This window comes from Rhodoferax ferrireducens, assembly GCF_049302455.1.
Lineage (GTDB): Bacteria > Pseudomonadota > Gammaproteobacteria > Burkholderiales > Burkholderiaceae_C > Rhodoferax > Rhodoferax ferrireducens_B.
Map to the genome: position 1 here is coordinate 1 of NZ_JBAQMD010000075.1, position 20,349 is coordinate 20,349.

Sequence of the window (20,349 nt, forward strand, 5' to 3'; positions counted from 1 at the left end):
GGCCGTAGGCATGGAGCCTACGGCCTGACGCGCTTCAGATCAGCCATGAGCTTGCGGAGGGCCATCATGACAGCTCGACGGCGGCCGCATTGTTAGGGAAGATCCCTCGTATTTTGAGTATCTTCCGTCAGCTCGCATTCAGACACTCAACGGCATTGGTCATGCAGCCCGTTCAGTGGGTGTCGCCTCAGCCCTGCATCCGCTGTACAAAAAAATTTGTGCCCACCAAAACTCAGCAACCCTTTGATTTCAATCGTTTTTTTGTGTCTTGCCAGAATTACGAATAAAGCCACTGCATGAAAACAGTGTACTTGGGCACCCTGCTGCGACGATCAAATTTCCCCATGGCTTCATTAATCAACAGCTAAGTGATTGATAACTAATGATTTTTTAAAAAGTTCAGCAGTTGGCACGACCTATGCGTAGAGAAAGGCAGACCGTTAACAATTTCACTGAAGGAGAAATATCATGGGTGCACTGCTTAAAGTTCTGGTCGTGGATGACGACGTTGTGGTCGGCAAGAGTTTCAAGCGGGTTCTGTCCGACAAAGGCTATATCGTTACCACTGCTGAAAATGCTCATGAAGCGCTAAAGCAAATTCGTGAGCAAGAGTTTGATGTCGTTTTCACTGACATCAAGATGCCAGGCATGGACGGCGTTGAATTGGCCGAGCGTGTCAAGGCCAGTCGGCCCTGGACACCCGTTGTCATCATCACCGGCTACGGCACCGCTGAAAACGAAGTGAGGGCCAAGGCTGCGGGCGTGTCGGACTTCATGCGCAAGCCGCTGTCACCGGAGATGATTGAAGAAAGCGCCGCACATGCGCTACTCAAACCAGCGCTGACCGTCGTTCCAACGCTGCAAGCCAGCCCGGTCGAACCGTTGCGGGTCGAAGTGCCGGAGCAAAAGAGCAACTTCTGGAACATCGCCCTGTTCCTGGCAGCGCCGTTCATCGGCTTGGCCTATGCAGTATTTCTGCCCTTGGTCGGTCTGGCGATGCTGGCCTGGATAGGTGGCAAGGCGCTGCTTCAAACACAAGCCGCAAAGAAAACGCCGGCCTATCTGAGAAACGTGGCTCTGTTCGCCTTTGCTCCGTTTATTGGTCTGACCTACGCGATCATGCTGCCCTTCGTCGGGACGGCAATGCTGCTCTGGGTTGGCGCGAAGGCCTTGATGGAAACAAAGCAAACAGCTTAAACGAGCACTCGGACCCGCTAAGGGTCATTCAAAGCGCCCTGCGTCATGGACTCGGGGCGTTTTTTTGGGGGGGTAGGTTCGGCAGGGCACCCGTGCCACAAGTACCCATGCCACCCGCACTGATGGGCGCCAAACCTTACACTCGGTCCCTTCCCATTGTTTGAGTTTTCATGAACGCCCTCGTTGACGTCTCTTTTTTCCCGCGTGCCGCCAAGCCACTGACCAGTTACCGCAAGTTCTGGGCGGCGCGTTTCGGCGTTGCCAAGTTTTTGCCCATGAGCCGCGAGGAGATGAATCAACTGGGTTGGGACAGTTGCGACGTCATCCTCGTGACGGGCGATGCCTATGTGGACCATCCCAGCTTTGGCATGGCGGTGATTGGCCGCATGTTGGAGGCCCAGGGTTTCAGGGTCGGCATCATCGCCCAGCCCGACTGGCAAAGCGCGGAGCCGTTCAAGGCTTTGGGCAAGCCCAATCTGTTTTGGGGTGTGACGGCGGGCAACATGGACTCCATGATCAACCGCTACACGGCGGACCGCAAAATCCGCAGTGATGATGCCTACACGCCCGGCGATGTCGGTGGTAAGCGGCCGGACCGCGCCGCGATTGTCTACAGCCAGCGCTGCCGGGAAGCCTTCAAGGACGTGCCGATTGTGCTCGGCGGCATTGAAGGCAGTTTGCGCCGCATTGCCCACTACGACTATTGGTCGGACAAGGTGCGCCGCTCGATCGTGGTCGATGCCAAGTGCGACCTGCTGCTGTATGGCAACGCCGAGCGCGCGCTGGTCGAGATCGCACACCGCTTGGCCGCACGTGAGCCGGTCGAGAAAATCACCGACGTGCGCGGCACCGCTTTTGTGCGCCGTTCGGATGACGCCTCAAACATCGGCTGGTTTGAGATTGATTCGACCAGCGTGGATGAGCCGGGACGGGTCGAGTCGCAGGTCAACCCCTACCAGACGACTTCGGAGCAGGCGGCGGGGGCAGGGCGGCTCCTGCGCCAAAGAAGATGGAAACAATAATGCTATAGAAACAGTAGCTACAAGTGCTTATTCCACAGTGGCTACAGGCCAATTAGGCTTAAAAAATGAAGCCAATCCCGTGATCCACCCGTTGACCTTTGTGCCCAATCCCAACTTGGCAACCGGCTTGGGCAAGCTCAAGGTGCCCCCGCGGGACCGCTCGGTGATCCGCCTGCCGAGTTACGAGCAGGTCAAAAGCGACCCGGTGCTGTACGCCCACGCCAACCGCGTGCTGCACCTGGAAACCAACCCCGGCAACGCCCGCGCGCTGGTGCAGGCGCATGGTGTGGGCGCTACTGCGCGCGATGTCTGGATCACCCCGCCGCCGATTCCTTTGAGCACCGCCGAGATGGATTTCGTCTTCGACCTGCCTTACGCGCGCAGCCCGCATCCGAGCTACGCCGATGCGCAGGGCAGTCATGACGGCAGCACCAAAATCCCGGCCTGGGAGATGATTCGCTTTTCCATCAACATCATGCGTGGCTGTTTTGGGGGCTGCACCTTCTGCAGCATCACCGAGCACGAAGGCCGCATCATCCAGAGCCGATCGGAAGACTCGGTGATTCGCGAGATTGAAGAAGTGCGTGACAAGGTAAAGGGCTTTACCGGCACGATCTCAGACCTGGGTGGCCCCACGGCCAATATGTACCGGCTGGGCTGCAAGAGCCCCGAGATTGAAGCGGCATGCCGCAAACCCAGTTGTGTCTATCCTGGCATTTGCCAAAACCTGGGCACCAGCCACGACCCGCTGATCCAGATTTACCGGCGCGGGCGGGCCCTTAAAGGCATCAAGAAAATCCTGATTGGCTCCGGCGTGCGTTACGACCTGGCGGTGCAAAGCCCGGAGTACGTGAAAGAGCTGGTACAGCACCATGTCGGCGGTTACCTCAAGATTGCCCCCGAGCACACTGAATCCGGCCCGCTGACCAAGATGATGAAGCCCGGCATTGGCACCTATGACAAGTTCAAGACGCTGTTTGACAAGTTCACCCTGGAAGCGGGCAAGAAGCAGTTCTTGATACCGTATTTCATCGCCGCCCACCCCGGCACCAGCGACGAAGACATGATGAGCCTGGCGCTGTGGCTGAAGAAAAATGGTTTCCGCGCCGATCAGGTGCAGACCTTTTACCCCAGCCCCATGGCCACTGCCACGGCCATGTACCACACCGGCAAGAACCCGCTGCGCAAGATCACGCATGACAGTGAGACGGTGGATATTGTGCGGGGTGAAAAACGCCGCCGTCTGCATAAAGCGTTTTTGCGCTACCACGACGCCAACAACTGGCCGCTGCTGCGCGAAGCGCTCAAGGCCATGGGGCGCGCTGACTTGATTGGCAATGGCAAGCATCACCTGATACCGACGTTTCAGCCGCTGCTGGACGGCAGCTACGCCAGCGCGCGGCACAAAAATGCGACCGCTACCGGTGGGGCTGCACTGGCCAGCAAGGTGCAGCCTGGGCGATTGCTGACCCAGCACACCGGCTTGCCCCCGCGCGATACGGGCTCTGGGCGTTTGGGTGGCAAGGCGCCGAGAAAAGCACGATAGCGATCTTGCTTGATGGACGGTGCTCAGGCTTTGGGTGCGCGCTGCAACCTGATGTTGGCCGCCAGTCCGCCTGAGGATGCATTAGTCAACATGAAAGTGCCGCCCATGCGCGAAATCGTTTTCTCGACAATCGCCAGCCCCAGGCCAGCGCCGTTGGCGGCAGTGCGGGCGGTCTCGCCTCTGTAAAACGGTGTGGTCAGGGTGGTCAACTGCTCATTGGAGACCCCGGTTCCGTGATCGCGCAAGCGCAACAGCACCCATTGATCACGTGCCTTGGCGACAATGTCCACCACTGCCACGCCGGTCGCCACGGACTTGCCATAGCGGGCGGCGTTTTCCAGCAGATTGGTGAACACGCGGCCCAGTTCTACTTCATCAGCGAGCACAGCCAGGTCTTCAGGCACATCCAGGCTGATGCGCATATCGGTGCGATGGCGGGTGCTGTACAGACAGGTATCGAAGACTTCGCGCAGTGAGACCGGAGTCAGGTCGACGCTGCCAGGCCGAGCGTAATCAAGGAACTTGCCGATGATCGCGTCAAGTTGCGCGATGTCAGCGGACATATTGGCCTGCGCCTCGACATCGACCACGCTCAATTCAGTTTCCAGTCGCAGACGCGCCAGCGGCGTGCGCAGGTCGTGTGAGATGCCGGCCAGCATGATGGCGCGATCCTGCTCAATTTTGGCCAGCATCTGCGTCATCCGGTTAAAGCCGATGTTGACGGCCCGGATCTCGCTGGTGGCTACACCTTCATCCAGCGAACTGGCCTCGAAATCACCCTCGCGCACCCGGCTGGCGGCAAACGACAGCTGTTTGAGCGGTCGGTTGATGAAGCGGGCAATCAGGGCCGCACCGGCCAGAGACAGGGCGCCCGCCGTCATCAACCAAATCAACCAGGTACGCCCGGTGGTGCGGTTGAATCGAGCTCGATCGGTCAGCATCCAGTAGCGGTCTTCATCAATGGTGAAACCGACCCATAGCCCCTCTTCCTTGTTGACGCTGTTGGCCACCACCGTGCCGGGTCCGAGCTTTGACTGGAGTTCCTCCGCAATGCGCTGGCTCAGTGCATCGGTGTCAAAAGGTTCAAAAACGTCGCCGGGTTCGCGCGGCACAATGCGCACGCCTTCTTGCTCCTTCATGGTTTTGATCAAGGACACGCGGTTGATGGCGTCGGAGTGAATCAGTGCGGCCCGGCTCAAATTGACCAGCGATGCCATTTGCTGCGCTGTCTGGATGGCGCGTGGCTCGAATTCGAGCGCCCGCAGCGTTTGCAGCCAGGCCAGAATGCTGCCCACGAGCAGCAGGGCCAGCAGAAAGAAAGTGCGCCAGAAGAGGCTCAAGGGCACCCGCGAGCGAGTGCGGCGCTCGGCGGGGCCAGCCTCCAGCGGCATCAGGCCACTGTTGTCCTGGGGCGTGACCGGCGCGTCAACGACAGTGTTCAAGCCGCACCATCAGGGACAAAAACGTAGCCCACACCCCAAACGGTCTGGATGTAGCGTGGCGCGGCGGCGTCCACCTCAACCAATTTACGCAAGCGCGACACCTGCACGTCCAGACTGCGGTCAAAGGGTTCAAACTCGCGGCCACGCGCCAACTGCGCCAGTTTTTCGCGCGACAGCGGCTGGCGCGGATGGCGCACCAGCGCCTTGAGCATGGCGAATTCGCCGGTGGTCAGAGGCTGGTCCTCGTCGTCTTTGCGCAGTGTGCGAGCCCCCAGGTCAAAGGTAAACGGCCCAAAAGTCACGACCGCGCTATCACTGGCGGGCGAGCCGGGCGCCTCCTGGGTTGGGCGTCGGCGCAGCACGGCGTGGATGCGCGCCAGCAGTTCGCGCGGATTGAAAGGTTTACCCAGGTAGTCGTCGGCGCCAACTTCCAGGCCAACGATACGGTCCACATCCTCGCCTTTGGCTGTCAGCATGATGATGGGGGTGCGGTCATTGGCGGCACGCAGGCGTCGGCAGATCGACAGACCGTCCTCGCCGGGCATCATCAGGTCCAATACGATCAGGTCCACCGGTTCACGCACCAGCAGGCGGGTGAGCGACTTGCCGTCTTCGGCCTGCAACACGTCAAACCCCTCTTGTGTCAGATACCGGCGCAGCAGGTCGCGGATGCGGACATCGTCATCACAGATTAATATTTTGTCGTTCCGGCTGGGTACTTGGCTCATCTGGGCCTCCTTGAATTTGTAACAAAGCCGATTTTGGCAGGCTAAGCAACGGGAATGACGGTATTTTCGCGCAACATTGACACGATGTTACAAATGTTGCCCCAGCGGGCCCGGTGACTGTCAAACAGGGTATTCGCGAGCAGCTGATTTGGCGTTATGGTTTGTCCATGAAGCATTCTCATTTCTTTTTCCTGTTTCTGTCTGCCGTTGCGGTGGGCGTCTGGGCGCAGTCTGTGGCGCCCAGGCGGGAAGAGTCCTCCATACAGTTGCCGCCTGATTTGCGACGCTCCGAGTTGCGCGAGGCGCTGAAGAGGTCGCAGACACCCCAGACACAGGAGAATAGCCCCCTGGTTGACGCAGAAGCCCTGGAGCCGCGCGCAATCTATGATCGGCACTTGTCAGCGCAGGAGCGTGCCGATCTGCGCGAACAGTTGCGTCAGCAGAGCTTTGATGGCTTGCTCAACGTGACTGCCAAGTAATACTGAATCATTGTCGGGGACTCCCGAATGGCGTGTCGAGGTTTGGAGGGCATTCGTTTGAAAAATACTATTAAATTAGTAGCGTATTGTGTAGTATTGACGGGGGCTAGCAGCCTATTTGCTCAACAAAACCTGCTGCCTGAGGTGCAGAACGTGGTGCAGCTCTCGGCCACCGGTTCGGTGGAGGTGCCGCAAGATCTGTTGTCGATTGCCATGAGCACCACCCGCGACGGCAGTGATGCCAGTGCGGTACAAAGCCAGCTCAAGAGCGCGCTTGACGCCGCCCTGGTCGAGGCGAAGAAGACGGCGCAGCCGGGCCAGCTTGATGCCCGTACCGGCAACTTCAGCCTTTATCCGCGCTACGGGCGGGACGGCAAGCCGATCGGCTGGCAGGGTACTGCCGAGCTGATTCTGGAGGGGCGCGACTTTGCACGCATCAGCAGTGCCGCCGGCAAGATACAGACCTTGACCGTGAGCCATGTCAGTTTCGGCCTGAGCCGCGAGCAGCGCACCCGGGTCGAGTCCGATGCGCAAGGTATCGCCATTGAACATTTCAAAGCCCGCGCCAGCGACATTGCCCGCGGTTTCGGCTTTACCGGCTACACCCTGCGCGAAGTCAACGTCAGCGCAAATGACCAGGGCTATACCCCGCGCCCCCGGATGATGGCCGTGGAGGCCAAGGCGGTGGCGGATACACCGGTTCCGGTGGAAGCCGGCAAGACCGCGGTGCTGGTGACGGTATCGGGGTCGGTGCAGTTGAAGTAAGTCGCTGGTGCTGAGTCCCGTCCCGTCTCTGAATCAATGTATTGGAAAATTTCCCGGTCTCGCCGGAGAACCTGCCCTTATTTGTCCAGACCGCCCATGCACAGATATTTGATCACCAGGTAGTCATCCATTCCGTACTTGGAGCCTTCGCGCCCAAGCCCGGACTGTTTGACGCCGCCGAAGGGCGCGACTTCGTTGGAAATAATGCCGGTGTTGATACCGACCATGCCGCTTTCCAGACCTTCTGCGACGCGCCAGATGCGCCCGATGTCGCGCGAATAGAAATAGCTGGCCAGACCAAATTCCGTATCGTTGGCCAACTCAATCGCTTCGGCATCGGTCTTGAAACGGAACAGCGGAGCCAGGGGGCCAAACGTCTCTTCGCGCGCCACCATCATGTCGGCGGTGGTGTCAGCGATCACGGTGGGTTCAAAGAAACTGTGTCCCAGTGCATGACGCTTTCCACCAGTCAGCAAGCGACCGCCTTTGGCAATGGCATCGGCGATGTGCTGTTCCACCTTCAGGATGGCGGCGCCGTCGATCAGCGGACCTTGTGTGACACCGGCCTCAACACCATTGCCGACCTTGAGCTTTTCCACGGCCACGACGAGCTTTTTCGCGAACGCGTCATAGACGCCATCCTGCACATACAGGCGGTTGGCACAGACGCAGGTCTGACCCGCATTGCGGTATTTGGACATGATCGCGCCTTCGACCGCTGCATCCAGATCGGCATCGTCAAACACGATGAACGGGGCATTGCCGCCCAGCTCCAGCGACAGCTTCTTGATGGTCTTGGCGCATTGCTGCATCAGCATGCTGCCGACCTCGGTCGAGCCGGTGAAGGAGAGCTTGCGAACGGTGGGGTTGGCGGTCATCTCGCCGCCGATGGCACTGGCCGATCCGGTCAGCACGCTGAAGATGCCTGGCGGCACGCCGGCGCGCTCGGCCAGCACCGCCAGGGCCAGTGCTGAGTAGGGTGTGGCCAGAGCCGGCTTCAACACCATCGGACAGCCGGCAGCCAGCGCTGGGCCGACCTTGCGGGTAATCATCGAGGACGGGAAATTCCAGGGCGTAATGGCGGCGCAGACGCCGATGGGCTGTTTGATGACGACAATGCGTCGATCCGTCCAGGGCGACCCCAGTGTGTCACCGTTAACACGTTTGGCCTCTTCGGCGAACCATTCGATGAAGGAGGCGGCGTAGCCGATTTCACCCTTGGCTTCTGCCAGCGGCTTGCCTTGCTCAACCGTCATGATCATGGCCAGATCATCGGCATTGGCCAGCATCAGATCGTTCCATTTGCGCAGAACCGCACTGCGCTCCTTGCCGGTTTTTTCGCGCCAACTGCGCCAGGCGCTATTGGCCGCCGCGATCGCACGCCCGGTTTCCGCCGCGCCCATTTTCGGCACGGTACCAATGGTTTCACCGGTCGCCGGATTGGTGACAGCACAGGTTTCACCGTTGTCGGCATCGCACCACTGGCCGTTCAGATAGGCTTGGCTGCGAAACAGCGAGGGGTCTTTCAGTTGCATCATGAGATTGCTCCAGGTTAAGGTCTAAATGTTGGCTGTGCCCGGGCACGACTGTTCAGTAGGCGGCCTGGTACATCGCCAAGGCGTCGTCGTAGGCGACATCGCGCGGGTTGTTCACCAGCAGGCGCTGGACGTTCATGGCGTCGCGCGCCAGCATCGGCAGATCGTCTTGCTTGACACCGGCATCACGCAGGCTCTGGGCGTAGGGCATGGCCGCCACGCGCGCGCTGATGGCCGCCACGAAGCTGGCTGCTGCTTCGCTGTCGTCAGCAGTAGCCAGTTCCGGCAGGATGGCGCGGCCCAATTCGGCGTAGAGGCCTTGCGCCGCAACAAGATTGAACCTCAGCACCGCCACGAAGACCAGGGAATTCGTCAAGCCGTGCGGCAGGCCATAGTGACCACCAAGCGGATAGGCCAGCGCGTGCACGGCACCTACGGGTGCGTTGGCGAAGGCCATGCCGGCGAATAACGAGCCGAGCAACATGTTCTCGCGCACGGTCGGGTCCTTGCCGTCGTTCACTGCCGCTGGCAGGTTGGCGTAGAGCAACTGCAGCGCCTTGATTGCCAGCGCGTCGGAGAGCGGGTTTTTCTTCAAGCGGGTGGAGAAGGATTCGATTGCATGCACCATGGCATCGACGCCGGTCATGGCCGTCACCGTGGGTGGCAGCCCCAGCGTGAGGCGGCTGTCGAGCAGTGCCACATCCGGGTACAGCAGCGGCGAGACCACGCCCTTCTTCTCGTGGTTGGGCGTGGTGAGGATGGAAATCGGCGTGACCTCGGAGCCGGTGCCTGCAGTGGTCGGCACCTGGATCAGTGGCAGGCGCGGGCCGCGCGCCAGGCCAATGCCGTAGATGTCGGGCAGCGCCTGCGGCGTGCTTGCCAGCAGGGCGACGAGCTTTGCGGTATCCATGGAGCTGCCGCCACCGAAACCAAGGACGCCGTCGGCGCCCGCGGCGCGCGCGGCCTCCACTGCAGCCTGCACACTGAGCTCGGGCGGGTCGGCCAGCACGTCGGAAAACACCGTTGCCGCGACACCAGCGGCGGCCAGCGAGGCCAGGGCACCGTCGATGAGTTTGGCCTTGATCAACCCCGCGTCGGTCACCAAGAAGAGTCGGGAAATCCCCAGACCCTTGGCGATCTCGCCCAGACGATTGGCCCCACCCTGTTCACAGATGATCCTGGGTGCGGTTTCAAAGCTAAATTGCGTCATGATGAATCCTTTCAAAAAAATATTTTTGTGATCAGCCGAGCGTAACCACGCCACGTTCGATTCGGTAAACCAGATCAACCAGGCGGGCGCTATGGGTGTGATCTGATTCGGAGAGTACGACCGACAGCCCCGCTTGTCGCAGGCCACCGATGACTTCAACCAGGCGTCGCGAGAGCACCGGTGCAACCCCTTCAAAGGGTTCATCGAGCAGCAGCAACTTGTTGCCCGGCATCAGGGCCCGGGCCAACGCAACCAATTTCTGTTGCCCTCCGGAAAGCTGCATGGCGCGTCGTTCGCGGAAGTCAGCGACTTCAGGCATCAGACCATAGATCCAGTCCAGGCGCGCCTTGGCCTCTGGAATATGGTTGGCCCAGGCTGGTAAGAGAATGTTTTCCTCGACGGTCAGAGCAGGGATCAGGCGACGATCTTCTGGCATGTAGCTGATGCCGCGGCGCGCCAGCGCATAGGGCGCCAAAAGCTGAAGATCCTCGCCAGCTGCGGCAATGCGCTCGGCCCGGAACGGCAGCAGACCCATGATGGCGCGCATCAGTGTGGTCTTGCCTGCGCCATTTCTGCCGATAAGACCGACCATTTTTCCCGCTGGCACATCCAGTGATACGTCGCGCAGGACGGGTACGTGGTCGATAGCAACATGGAGGGATCGAACTTCAAGAGCGGCATTCATGCGCTTTCTCCAACGGCTGAATCTACCTTCAGATCTCGGCCAATCACGAACTCCTGCACCCGGGCGTCGCCCAGCACGCTTTTCGGAGGTCCGTCGGCAATGATTTCGCCGCTGTAGAAGGCAATGATGCGGGTCACATAGCGCGCCACGATTTCCATGTCGTGCTCGACAAATAGCACGGTGACGCCATACTGGCGAACCACGGACATGACCGTGTCCATCAGCGCAAACTTTTCCTCCGAGCTGACACCGCTGGTGGGTTCGTCGAGCAGCAGCATGCGTGGCCGACTGACCAGCGCCATGGCGATATCCACCAGTTTGCGCGTACCTTGTGGCACGGTGCTGACGAGGGCATCACGGTACTGGCTAACACCGAATTCCGCGAAAATCGCGTTCGCCAGTTTTCGTCGTTGTGGCGTATCGAGTGGCCGCAGGAAAGACGGCTGAGTGCCTTCGGCCGCCACCAGGGCCACCATGGCGTTTTCCATGACCGTCAGTTTCGGAAACAGCTGTGCAACCTGGAAAGAACGCGCCATTCCCATGCGCGTGATGTCGCGCGACTTGCGTCCGAGCACCGAGTTGCCGTCGAACAGGATGTCACCGCTGCTGGGCGGCAAGTAGCCCGTCACCATATTGATGAAGGTCGTTTTGCCAGCCCCATTGGAGCCAATAACACCGACGATTTCGCCTTGGGCAATGCGAACGTTCAGGTCGCGGGCCGCGACCACGGCGCCGAAAGTTCGGGTCAGACCGCGCGTTTCGAGAATGGTGACGCTCATGCCGACACCCCCGGCTTGCTGCGATCAACCAGGCTCCACAGGCCCTTTGGGAGAAACAGAATGAGGGCGAGCAAGGTGATACCCAGCGTCATTTGCCAGGTATTGGGCGCCTCCTGGATGGCGAAGGTACGCAGCACCGCGAACACGATGGCTCCGATGAAGGGTGCCGCCACGTGGCCGGTACCCCCCAGAATGGCAATGAAGACAAACTCGCCGGAGGTGGTCCAGATCGCCATGTCGGGGTCAATGTGACCGCTGGCCAGCGCCGTAAGACCGCCACCCAGCCCGGACACGCACGCCGCCAGGACATAGTTCGCGAACAGCATCCGCTGCGGCGAGAGGCCCAGGTATTCAACCCGGATTTCGTTTTCCCGGACCGCCTCTGTCACACGGCCCAGGCTGGAAACCATGAAACGGTGAAAGCCCATCGCCACTGCGGCGGCGACAAGCACCGTGAGCAAATACAGCGTGCGCTTTCTCGCATCGCCCTCGGGCACCCAGCCCAGGAAGCTCGGTGGTGATACGTTGAAGCCATCGGTAGAACCGAGTGCAGAAGACTTGACCAGCACGCCATACAGAATCATGGACAGGGCCAGTGTCAGCATGGCGTAGAAAATCTCGCGGTAACGCGTCAGCAACCAGCCGCAGGCCAGCGCCATCAGCAGTGCCGCCACCGTGCCCAATGCGAGCAGTGCGAAGGCGTCGCCAACGCCCAGGTACTGACTCGCGAGGCCGACGCCATAGCCGCCAATGCAATAGAACAGAGCCTGGCCGAATGACACCAGACCGGCACGCATCTGGATGACGACGCCCAGGACTACCAGCGCCTTGGCCAGGGCCAAGGTGAGCAAGAAAGCCAGCCAGGCCGGCATGATCCACGCGCCCGCGACAAACATGGCAGCCGCCAGTAGCAGCGTGGGCTCGGTCGGGGAGGCAAAAACTTTTCGCAATGACATTCAAATTCTCCTGGCAAGGGTTTGTCCGAACAGTCCTTGCGGACGGATGGCGAGCACCAGGAACATCACACCGTAGATGACAAAAAGTTCAATTTCTGGCGCGATATGAACCGCAAAGGAGCGCGACAGTCCGACCAGTACCGCGCCTGCGGCAGCACCTCCGATGCTGCCCAGACCGCCGACCACAATCACGGCGAAGGCCAGCACGATGACCTCCACGCCGATACCCGGCGACACCGAAATCGCCGGTGCCGTCAGGGCTCCGGCCAGCGCACCCAGGATCGCTCCAATAGCGAAGGTGGCGGCAAACATGGCGTTCACATTGACACCCATGGCGATGGCGATTTCGCGGTCATGGATCACCGCGCGCAACAACCGGCCCTTGTTGGTGCGGTTCAGCGCGGCCCAGGCCAGCAGACCGATCACTATCGCGACGCCAATCAACATCAGGTCGTAGTTGGCAAAACGAAGGTGAGCGCCAAACGCAGTCTGCCCGAGCAGCTTGTAGGGCTGGTAGGCGAAGTAGGGATTGACGCCCCAAATCAGCTTGGTGACATCTTCCAGAATGAGCAGCAAGGCATAAGTGACGATCACCATGAGGATTTCGTCGCTGCCGCGCAGGAAGCGCAACAAGCCCTGTTCAATGGCCAGACCGATGATGGCACCGGCCAAGATGGCGCACGCGGGCAGTATCAACAGGCTCCAATAGGGGTCGCCGTGCTCGCCGGAAAAATACCAGCTCACGAGCGAAGCCGCGGAGTAAGCGCCGATGGCGTAGAAGCTGCCGTGCGCCATGTTGAGCACGCGCATCACACCGTAGATGATGGTCATGCCGGCGGCCACGAGGAACAGCCAGGAGGCGTAGATGGCCCCGTCAATCAGGATGGCAAGTAGGGTGGTCATAACACTTTGGTACCGGTTGCGGGCGAGGCCTTGAGCCTCGCCCTCGGACGGGGGAGTTCAATCCGTGCTTATTGCCGGTCTAGCTGCACTTGGCGCCAGGGAAACCCGCCTTGATCCAGTCAGCGGGAGCGGTGCCGTCCGGGGGCATCACGCATTCGCCGGCGTAGGTCTTGACCTTGGTGAGCGTGGCCGTGCCGGACTTGGCGTCGAACTGGTACTCGCCGAATGACACACTCTGTACCGCCTGGTGTCCCTTGGTGCGGGCCATATTGACAGTACCACTGGGGGCTTCGTAGCTCAAGCCGGCCAAGCCTTGAACGACCTGATCGGCTGTCGGCATGGCGCCGGCTTTGGCGCTCTTCTCAGCCGCGGCCTTCAGGCCCAGGATGGCCTGAACCATCTTGTAGGCAGGGTAGGTTGGAGATTCCTTGAATTGCGCGATGAAGGCCGGACGGAACCAGTCGTTCAAGGCATTCTTCGGCGAGAACGCGCCGAAGGGACCACGACCGCCGAGGATAGTGCCATTGGCCACTTGCCCCTTGAAGTGTTCCATGCCGGTTTCACCCGCCGTCAGGACCACGGTCTTTTTATCAAAAAGACCACGCGCGCCGCCTTGCAGCATCAGCGCTTCCATATCGCCGCCCCAGAAGCTGGAGTGAATCAGGTCCGGATTGCTCACCGAAAGGGCCGAAATCTCGGCACCGTACTGGCCCTGACCGAGCTTGGGCCATTGTTCGGAGACGACTTTGGATTCGGGCTTGATGCGGCTGAAAGCCAGTGCAAAGTCGGCCCAGGATTCCTGGCCCCAGGCATAGTTTTGCTGAATGCTGGCAATGGTCTTGACGTTCGGGCGGGCCTCCGCCACGTAATGGGCGGCAGCGATGTTATCGACGACTGCGTCCAGACCGGTACGGAACAGGTATTTGGGGTTCTTCACAACCTCGAACACTTTGGAGGTGCCGCAGTCGAAAAAGATGGTCGGGACGCCAAGTTCCTCGGCGGCGGGGGCAATTGCCAGGCAGTCGCCCGACGAGATGTAGCCGATCACCGCATCCACTTTTTGCCGCTGCACCAGGTTACGGAATTCCTCGGTTTGCTTGGTAGCACCGCCGTTCTCGTCCAGCAGGACCATTTCAATTTCCAGGCCGTTGATTCCCTTTTTCGCGTACGGAGCGGGGACCTTGCCGTTATTCAGGGCTTCAACTATCAGTTTGGCACTGTTTGCTGCGGGAACGCCAAAGGGTCCGGCTGCTGCGCCCGACAAGAAGGTGACAACGCCAATGCGGTACTTGCCGTTGTCGGCCGCAATAGCAGACGTGCCAAGCGCTGCTGTTAACGCGAGGGTGGTAGCGATAGCTGACACGCGCAAGACTGGATGTGAAATGCACAATTTGGATTGCATGGATGGCTCCTGGTTAGTTGCTTGGTTTGCTTGGGACGAGAGAACTGCTGACAGCACCGAGTGCGCGGGCACGGCGGCTACGAATAAGGTCCAGGGGCGGGCGCAGATCCTCGGCGCGATAGACCACCCAGCGTCCCAGCATGACCCGGGCTGGCGCATAGCCGCTGTCGCGCACCACTTCGCCAATGGCCTGGGCCTGGATGATCTGGTGGGTTTCCGGGTCAATATGAGAGACGTAACCTTGCGGGTCTTCTGGTAGCGTCATGTGCAGACCCTCAAGGGCATGGATCAACTGTTCGTTGTTGGCTCCCCGTCCGGCCAGCAGCAGGGCGCGGCCGATGGCCATGATCCCGGCGTATGCCCCTTCTGCGGCATAGGTGGGGAAGCGCCCTTCGAGGCGATGGAAATCGTTGACGAATTTGCGGTTGCGTGGGGTGTCAGGCCAGTTGTTATGGTGCCGCGCCGAGAGGATCAGTCCGGCCGGCGCCTGGTCGCCCAAGGAAGCCAGCACATCGAAATTGCCACCGGTATCAAAGTTGGCCAGCCTGGTTTTTTCGAGCAATCCGGCAGACAGCGCCTGCTTGAGGAATGCGATGAAGTCACCGCCCCACAACGCCGATACCACAACATCCGGTTTGGCCGCCATCAGTTGGGCAATGTAAGCGGTGTAATCAGGCTCGTAGAGGCGCGGCCAGAGTTGACCGGTTACCTCATGGTTCACGCCCAGACTGCTCAAGGACTCTTCAAGGTCGCGCCAGGAGATGTGGCCATAGTCGTAATCGGGTCCAATGAAAGCCAGCCGCTTCCAACGGCTTTTCTTCTGCAGTTCGGCAAGATAGCGAGCACCGGCCGCCATGGAGGAGTAGGTGTCGTTCGAGACCCGGAAGTAGTAACGATGAAAGTCCTCGACGGTCAATCGAGAAGACGCGTGATCGGTGCCGATCATGATGATTTTTCGGTCACGAGATACACGGCTGATTGCTTGGGCGACGCCAGAGTTCACGATGCCGCAGAGAAAGCGAACCTTGTCATGGTTGATGTAGTTTTCGGCGATGCGTGTTGCCACGGACGCCTTGGAACGGTCGTCCTCAACCAGGATGCGCAGCTTGGGCGCTGTTCCGGGCGGCACGTCAGCCGCCAGATCAGCGATGGCCAACTTCATGCCAGCGATACTGTCGTGGCCATAAATGGCGGCGCGGCCAGCCAGGGGAAACATGCAGCCGATCGTCGCATCGGCCGTCGCAGAGGACGCACCAAATTCGATGCGAGCCTGGCTGGTGACAGGCCAAACCAACGTTGTCACAACGGCCAGCCAGCCACTGCGCCGCGCGAAGCGACGCCAAGCTGTAAGCCGCGACTCAACAGGGCGCAGGGTGGCGCCAATCAGTGCAAACATAGTCTCCTCTTGTGCTTGGGTCATGGAACAACTTTGATGACAATTACCGTCGCAATTGATTGCCCAGCTTAGCTCTGCATTGCAAGGTATGTGCCAATACTTCAATGGAAAGCCGAAGCGGCGTGTTTGACCAATGAAAGAAAAGATACTGGTGCCGGTTTGGCTCCGCTCAAGGGCTAAACAGGCGCGCAGGAAATGGGCGATAACCGCTCAAAAACGATCAAGTCAATCCCAACATGCGCGAAAACCGCTCACTCAATAGCCAGGCGCTGCAAACGTCGTTTGAAAGCGTGGCGGGAGATACCCAGATGATCGGCAGCGTGGCCCTTATGCCCGCCGCACTCGCGCAATGCCGAGAGCAGTAATTCACGCTCAGTGACGTCCAAGGTATCGCTGATGGAAGACTTCGAGGCCCGCAGCACCGGTTCATCCTGCAGATGGGCATCCGCGATGCGCCTGACATCCGAGCCAATGACCCCGAACTCAGGCGGCAACTCGGCCATGCTGATGTCACGACCAGGGAACAGGATGGTCAGGCGTTCGATCAGGTTTTTCAGTTCACGCACATTGCCCGGCCAATGGTAGGCTGCCAGCAGTTTTCGCACGACAGTGTTGAGTCGGATCGGGGAGACACCTTCCTCGTGGGCATATTGTTGGGCAAAGTGCTCGGCCAGATGCAACACATCTTCGCCACGGCTACGCAGGGCGGGGATCTTCAGGCAAATAACGTTGATGCGGTAGTAAAGATCTTCGCGAAACCGTCCCGCAGCAACTTCCGCAACCAAATCCCGGTTGGTGGCGGCCACCACACGAACATCGGCATGCACGGCACGGGTCGAGCCAATGGCCCGGTATTCACCGTTCTCCAGGAAGTGCAGTAGCTTGGCCTGCAGGGCCAGCGGCATCTCCCCGATTTCATCGAGAAAAAGTGTTCCTTTATCGGCCAGGGTAACCAGGCCAATGCGACGCTGATAGGCCCCCGTGTAAGCGCCTTTTTCGGCGCCAAATAGCTCGGCCTCAATGAGCTGTTCCGGCAGCGAGGCGCAGTTGATCTCTATGAACGGACCCGTGCAGCGCGCACTGCCGGCGTGAATGGCGCGGGCCACCAAGGCCTTGCCGGTGCCCGATTCCCCCAGCACGAGGATGCGAGTGGTACCGCTGCCCGCAACGCGGGAGATGGTCGCCGCCAAATCGCGCATCGGCGCACTTTCGCCCACCAGCCCGCTCTGGCGTAACGCAGCGCGTCGATGGAAATTGATTTCACTTGTCATTTGACCGCGTTCCAAAGTTGTGCGAATCGTGTGCAGCAGGTCATCGAGATCGAAAGGCTTGGTCAGGTAATCGGCAGCGCCCATTTTTACCGCCTTGACCGCCGCTCGTGTGTCACCGTGAGCAGAGATCATGATCACCTGAGGCTCACCATTCTCCCGCTGCATGGTCTCCAGCACTTCCAGCCCGGTCTTGTCGGGCAGGCGCAGGTCGAGCAGCACCAGATCCGGGCGCACGTCAGCCACCGCTTGCAGCCCAGCTTCACCAGTGGCGGCGCCGTAGACCTTGTAGCCTTCCTCTTCGAGAGCGAAGGTGAGGGAGCTGACGAGGCTGGGTTCGTCGTCAATGATCAAGAGGGTCGACATGGTTGATGGCCTTGGCTAAGGGGAACAAAACTCGAACCACAGTGCCGTGTCCGGGTGCGCTGTCAATGGCCATCTCGCCTGCGTTGAGTTCACACAGTTGACGCGAAATGCTCAGCCCGAGACCGACACCTTTGGTCTTGGTTGTAAAGAAGGGGTCGCTGACGCGCTGCAAGAGTTCAGCCGGGATGCCGCAGCCGGTATCGCTGACCTCGATGGCGGCTCGCCCGGCAATGATTGAAGCGCGCAGGACAACAGCACCTCCGGCGGGCGTCGCCTGAACCGCATTGAGGGTCAAATTGAGGATGATCTGCTGCAAGTGGTCTGGATCGGCCCACAATTCAAGGTCAGGATTGCCCTGGCAACTGAAATGTATGTTCCGCGCTCGGGCTTCGGGCTCGATGATCATGGAAATGCGTCGAAACAACTCGTGCACCGGCATGAGGCCGAACAGCGGGGGGCGTGGTCGGCCGAAGTCCACCAGATCGCTGACCACACGCGCCAGGCGATCAATCTCCCGTTCCATCTCGGTGAGCAACTGGGTGCGCTTGGGATCTTGCTCACGCCGGGCGAGGGCCTGAACGCTGGTCTTGATGGCTGCCAACGGATTGCGAATTTCATGGGCAATACCGGTTGCAAATTCGCCGAGCACGGCCAGCTTTTCCATTCGCACAGCCCGTTCAAGATACTCTTGCAACCGGCCCGACATGGCATTGAAGGCGTGCGAGACCGACGCTATTTCATCATTGCCTTGTTCAGCGATGCGATGATCAAGCTGCCCAGATGAGATGGCTGCCGCGCCACTTAAAAGCAGATCAATGCGCAAGCGCAACTGCCTGGACAGACGAATAAACAGAAACACGATCAACGCGGTGCTGACCAGCACGGCAAGCAACAATGCACGCTGCTCCAGCACGAAAGATTTGAGGACACCCGTTGATTCGACTTCGAGCATTGAGCCCCAGCCAGGCAGTATTTCCGGGCCCGCAATCAATTTTCCATGGACCTCAGTAGCCTGTCCCGTGGCATTGAAGTTCCCGACCGGCGTGCGCAGCAGGGTTTGGAGCGTACCCGCTATCGCGTTTGCGCCGAGTTGCTCGGTGAGCGAAGCCAGACGAACGTGCAAGGCAATATAGCCCGTCACATGATCGGCTTGTCGCGTACGCATGGGATGACGCACCAACAGCCAGCCGGGGTCCCCGTTGGCAGCGGGCATGGGGCCAATAACCTGCGTCTCGCCGAGTGCCGTCATCGGCAACTGCTCTGTCTCAAATGGGCGATCGGCCCAATAAGGCGGTCCAGCCGCCGCTTGGCCGGGCACGGCACGCTGCAGGTGACCATCAGCGTCAAAAAAAAGAATGCCATAGAGATCGGGCAGGTCGGATTCAATTTGTAAAACTGCTGCCACCTCACTGTCCACATTTCCTCTTTTTGCAGTTGCAAACCCTGCGACTCCCGGATAGTTGGCCAGGGTTTCAAGTTGATAGCGCCGCGCCTCAAGGTAAGAGCTCAACCGATTTGTCGTGGCAGTCAAATGAGTTGAAATCTTTTCGCCGAGCAATTGCTCAAGTGCGTTGCTGGTAAAGCGGTCATAGAGCAAGCCAATCGACAATACCGGTAGCGTCGACGCGAGCACCGACAGGATCAGGTAGCGTCGAACAATGCTCTTTTTAATGACCATGGATGTTCTGGGAATGTGCTGCAATGCAGCGAGTTTGCACTTTAACGCAAACGCCTGGTTCATCGTTGTGCCGGAGCAAGATTAGCCGATGGCGTCAGTGTCATACTTGCTGCCACGATTTGATTTTTTGCATATTTTTTCTGTTCATTGATCCATGGTTGATTTTTCACCGTTGAAGACCATCCGCAAGCTGGCGCCTGGCCTGTCTGCACCAGCTCAGCCCGCCATGCTGGGGCGGTTTGAGCTGCGCCGCATCCTTGGCCGGGGAGCGCAGTCGACGGTCTGGCTGGCGTTTGATCCGCGCCTGGAGCGTGACGTCGCGATCAAGCTCATGAAAATTGGCGCCGGCTCGGATGCGTCGGCCCTTGCCCAGTGGCTGCAGGAGGCGCGCAGTGTCAGCCGCCTGACGCACCCCAACATCGTGCCGGTTTTTGAGGCTGACGTACAGGATCAGCAGCCTTATCTGGTGTTTGAGTATGTGCCGGGGCAAACGCTGGCCGACCGGCTGGCCAAACAGGGTGCCATACTGCCGATTGACGCCGTGGCCTTGATGCTGGGCGTGCTCGATGCCTTGGTGGTGGCCCATGCCGCCGGTGTGGTGCACCGCGATTTGAAGCCGTCCAATATTGTGATCGACCCAACCGGGCGCGCGCGGGTGATGGATTTTGGCATTGCCGCACGCATACAGGAGGAGGGTGGCAACAGCGCCGAGGCGCCAACGGGTGGCACGCCGGGCTATATGTCGCCCGAGGCAGCCCAAAACCTGCCGCCCACGCCATTGATGGATATTTTTTCGGCCGGTATGGTGCTGGCCGAAATGCTCTCAGGCCAAGCGCTCAATGCTGAACGCGATCCCTATCGTGCGAATAACCATCCCCCGGCAAAGCCGGGGGTTTTCAAAATTGTGAGCCGCTCAAAGCGGCTAAACGGGGTCGCTAACGCGGCCCCAACTCTTGGCGCCACCGAAACGGTGGCAATCTATCTCCACAGCC

The 20,349-nt window shown here is 59.7% G+C and carries 16 protein-coding genes and 1 pseudogene; 5 read left to right on the forward strand and 12 right to left on the reverse strand.

From position 1 onward, the window contains the following. The first annotated feature begins 468 nt into the window (after positions 1–468). Entirely contained in the window at positions 469–1,197 is a 729-nt protein-coding gene (locus tag WA157_RS13780) for a response regulator (RefSeq protein ID WP_422621509.1), read from the forward strand. A 170-nt stretch (positions 1,198–1,367) separates the two neighbouring features. Then, positions 1,368–3,765, forward strand: a pseudogene (locus WA157_RS13785) (YgiQ family radical SAM protein). Between the two features lie 23 nt (positions 3,766–3,788). Here WA157_RS13785 and WA157_RS13790 read toward each other — a convergent pair. Both WA157_RS13790 and ompR read right to left on the reverse strand, forming a co-directional pair. Next, complete coding sequence (locus WA157_RS13790; RefSeq protein ID WP_422621523.1) at positions 3,789–5,156, reverse strand: ATP-binding protein; 1,368 nt, start codon at positions 5,154–5,156, stop codon at positions 3,789–3,791. A gap of 47 nt (positions 5,157–5,203) precedes the next feature. Beyond that, on the reverse strand, positions 5,204–5,935 hold the full coding sequence (gene ompR, locus WA157_RS13795) for a two-component system response regulator OmpR (RefSeq protein ID WP_011465011.1): 732 nt from the start codon (positions 5,933–5,935) through the stop codon (positions 5,204–5,206). 167 nt (positions 5,936–6,102) lie between these two features. On the opposite strand from ompR, the gene WA157_RS13800 reads away from it, so the two are divergent. Both WA157_RS13800 and WA157_RS13805 read left to right on the forward strand, forming a co-directional pair. Continuing rightward, positions 6,103–6,414, forward strand: coding sequence for a hypothetical protein (locus tag WA157_RS13800; RefSeq protein WP_422621510.1), 312 nt, complete (start codon positions 6,103–6,105; stop codon positions 6,412–6,414). A gap of 27 nt (positions 6,415–6,441) precedes the next feature. Then, complete coding sequence (locus tag WA157_RS13805; protein ID WP_422621511.1) at positions 6,442–7,179, forward strand: SIMPL domain-containing protein; 738 nt, start codon at positions 6,442–6,444, stop codon at positions 7,177–7,179. 77 nt (positions 7,180–7,256) lie between these two features. Here WA157_RS13805 and gabD read toward each other — a convergent pair whose 3' ends face one another. From gabD to WA157_RS13855, 10 genes are all read right to left on the reverse strand, one after another. Continuing rightward, positions 7,257–8,717, reverse strand: a complete 1,461-nt coding sequence (gabD, locus tag WA157_RS13810) for an NADP-dependent succinate-semialdehyde dehydrogenase (RefSeq protein ID WP_422621512.1) — start codon at positions 8,715–8,717, stop codon at positions 7,257–7,259. A gap of 52 nt (positions 8,718–8,769) precedes the next feature. Then, a complete protein-coding gene (locus WA157_RS13815; RefSeq protein WP_422621513.1) occupies positions 8,770–9,924 on the reverse strand; it encodes an iron-containing alcohol dehydrogenase in 1,155 nt (384 codons plus the stop codon). 31 nt (positions 9,925–9,955) lie between these two features. Next, on the reverse strand, positions 9,956–10,609 hold the full coding sequence (locus WA157_RS13820) for an ABC transporter ATP-binding protein (protein WP_422621514.1): 654 nt from the start codon (positions 10,607–10,609) through the stop codon (positions 9,956–9,958). Next, a complete protein-coding gene (locus WA157_RS13825; protein ID WP_422621515.1) occupies positions 10,606–11,388 on the reverse strand; it encodes an ABC transporter ATP-binding protein in 783 nt (260 codons plus the stop codon). The genes WA157_RS13820 and WA157_RS13825 overlap by 4 nt, the downstream gene beginning before the upstream one ends. After that, entirely contained in the window at positions 11,385–12,344 is a 960-nt protein-coding gene (locus WA157_RS13830; protein ID WP_422621516.1) for a branched-chain amino acid ABC transporter permease, read from the reverse strand. Before WA157_RS13830 ends, WA157_RS13825 begins: the two co-directional genes overlap by 4 nt. After that, a complete protein-coding gene (locus WA157_RS13835; RefSeq protein WP_422621517.1) occupies positions 12,345–13,247 on the reverse strand; it encodes a branched-chain amino acid ABC transporter permease in 903 nt (300 codons plus the stop codon). A 79-nt stretch (positions 13,248–13,326) separates the two neighbouring features. Beyond that, positions 13,327–14,649 (reverse strand): ABC transporter substrate-binding protein, encoded by a 1,323-nt coding sequence (locus tag WA157_RS13840; protein WP_422621518.1) that lies wholly within the window; start codon positions 14,647–14,649, stop codon positions 13,327–13,329. 13 nt (positions 14,650–14,662) lie between these two features. Further along, positions 14,663–16,045: an ABC transporter substrate-binding protein gene (locus WA157_RS13845; RefSeq protein WP_422621519.1), complete on the reverse strand. Its 1,383-nt coding sequence runs from the start codon at positions 16,043–16,045 to the stop codon at positions 14,663–14,665. 251 nt (positions 16,046–16,296) lie between these two features. Then, complete coding sequence (locus WA157_RS13850) at positions 16,297–17,679, reverse strand: sigma-54-dependent transcriptional regulator (RefSeq protein WP_422621520.1); 1,383 nt, start codon at positions 17,677–17,679, stop codon at positions 16,297–16,299. Next, the gene (locus tag WA157_RS13855) at positions 17,657–19,357 is read right to left on the reverse strand and encodes an ATP-binding protein (protein ID WP_422621521.1); all 1,701 of its coding nucleotides are present in this window, start codon (positions 19,355–19,357) and stop codon (positions 17,657–17,659) included. The genes WA157_RS13850 and WA157_RS13855 overlap by 23 nt, the downstream gene beginning before the upstream one ends. 154 nt (positions 19,358–19,511) lie before the next feature. On the opposite strand from WA157_RS13855, the gene WA157_RS13860 reads away from it, so the two are divergent. After that, a partial coding sequence (locus WA157_RS13860; RefSeq protein WP_422621522.1) for a serine/threonine-protein kinase occupies positions 19,512–20,349 on the forward strand: 838 nt, incomplete at its 3' end.

Bases quoted from the DNA above. Each gene is read 5' to 3' on its own strand.
- WA157_RS13780 (WP_422621509.1), top strand. From the start codon at position 469: ATGGGTGCACTGCTTAAAGTTCTGGTCGTGGATGACGACGTTGTGGTC.
- WA157_RS13790 (WP_422621523.1), bottom strand. From the start codon at position 5,156: ATGCCGCTGGAGGCTGGCCCCGCCGAGCGCCGCACTCGCTCGCGGGTG.
- ompR (WP_011465011.1), bottom strand. From the start codon at position 5,935: ATGAGCCAAGTACCCAGCCGGAACGACAAAATATTAATCTGTGATGAC.
- WA157_RS13800 (WP_422621510.1), top strand. From the start codon at position 6,103: ATGAAGCATTCTCATTTCTTTTTCCTGTTTCTGTCTGCCGTTGCGGTG.
- WA157_RS13805 (WP_422621511.1), top strand. From the start codon at position 6,442: ATGGCGTGTCGAGGTTTGGAGGGCATTCGTTTGAAAAATACTATTAAA.
- gabD (WP_422621512.1), bottom strand. From the start codon at position 8,717: ATGATGCAACTGAAAGACCCCTCGCTGTTTCGCAGCCAAGCCTATCTG.
- WA157_RS13815 (WP_422621513.1), bottom strand. From the start codon at position 9,924: ATGACGCAATTTAGCTTTGAAACCGCACCCAGGATCATCTGTGAACAG.
- WA157_RS13820 (WP_422621514.1), bottom strand. From the start codon at position 10,609: ATGAATGCCGCTCTTGAAGTTCGATCCCTCCATGTTGCTATCGACCAC.
- WA157_RS13825 (WP_422621515.1), bottom strand. From the start codon at position 11,388: ATGAGCGTCACCATTCTCGAAACGCGCGGTCTGACCCGAACTTTCGGC.
- WA157_RS13830 (WP_422621516.1), bottom strand. From the start codon at position 12,344: ATGTCATTGCGAAAAGTTTTTGCCTCCCCGACCGAGCCCACGCTGCTA.
- WA157_RS13835 (WP_422621517.1), bottom strand. From the start codon at position 13,247: ATGACCACCCTACTTGCCATCCTGATTGACGGGGCCATCTACGCCTCC.
- WA157_RS13840 (WP_422621518.1), bottom strand. From the start codon at position 14,649: ATGCAATCCAAATTGTGCATTTCACATCCAGTCTTGCGCGTGTCAGCT.
- WA157_RS13845 (WP_422621519.1), bottom strand. From the start codon at position 16,045: ATGTTTGCACTGATTGGCGCCACCCTGCGCCCTGTTGAGTCGCGGCTT.
- WA157_RS13850 (WP_422621520.1), bottom strand. From the start codon at position 17,679: ATGTCGACCCTCTTGATCATTGACGACGAACCCAGCCTCGTCAGCTCC.
- WA157_RS13855 (WP_422621521.1), bottom strand. From the start codon at position 19,357: ATGGTCATTAAAAAGAGCATTGTTCGACGCTACCTGATCCTGTCGGTG.